Raw genomic sequence first — 1,025 nt, forward strand, 5'->3', positions numbered from 1 at the left:
TGGCCTCGACGAGGTCGCTGTCCCTGACACTGTTGACGCCGATATCGACCGCTTCAGGGACGTGATGATTGCTGATGGAACCGTCCTGCGGTTGCACGAGTTTCTCTCCGATGAGTACGAAGCCCGGAAAGAGGAGCAGGCTGGAGCGAAGCTCCACCTGCTCCACAATGCCACCGAGCAGACGATAGAACAGCTCGATGTGACTGACGAGAAAACGCACGACAGCACGTTGTTTAACACAGGATCGTGGCTTGAAGATCGGCTTGTTCTGTTCGACCGAGCCTACTTCAAGTACCGCCGCTTCGCGTTGATCGATGAGAACGACGGCTACTTCATAAGTCGGCTGAAAGAGAGCGCAGACCCGGTCGTAAAGGAGGAGTTACGGGAATGGCGCGGGCGCGCCATTCCCTTGGCAGGTGAGCAGATCCACGATGTTGTAGATGATCTGCACCGTGAGTACATCGACGTGGAAGTCGAAGCCGAGTTCGACCGAAGACCGTACGGAGGGACGCAATCACGCGATACAAAGCGGTTTCGCGTCGTCGGCGTCCGCAAAGAGGACGCCGACGACTACCACCTGTATATCACGAATCTGCCGAGAGAGGAGTTCCTGCCGTCAGATCTAGGGACAATCTATCGCTGTCGGTGGGAAGTAGAGTTACTGTTTCGGGAGTTGAAGACGCAGTACGAACTGGATGAGTTCGACACGACGAAGGAGCATGTTGTCGAAATTCTGTTGTACGCGGCGTTGCTGTCACTGCTCGTGAGTCGTGAATTGCTTGATCTGGCCACCGAACAGGCGGACGATGAGATCGTGTTTCCGCCGGAACGCTGGGCGGCGACCTTCCGGTCGCACGCCCAGCTCATCCTCCACGAACTTGGCGAATACCTCGGCTACTCGCCGCCACCGCTGCTCGATCGACTGATCGAAGACGCACAGAAGATACACCAGCAACGGCCAGTGTTACAAGAGACGCTCGCTACCGCTACGCAACCGAGGTGTGAGTCTTAGCTAAAGACGAATA

At 56.4% G+C, this 1,025-nt stretch carries 1 protein-coding gene; it reads left to right on the plus strand.

The features are described 5' to 3' along the window. The coding region (locus FYC77_RS19990) for an IS4 family transposase (RefSeq protein ID WP_149083246.1) at nucleotides 1–1,012 on the plus strand (1,012 nt) is incomplete at its 5' end. Nucleotides 1,013–1,025: the final 13 nt, after the last annotated feature.

The organism is Natrialba swarupiae, assembly GCF_008245225.1.
GTDB classification, from domain to species: domain Archaea; phylum Halobacteriota; class Halobacteria; order Halobacteriales; family Natrialbaceae; genus Natrarchaeobius; species Natrarchaeobius swarupiae.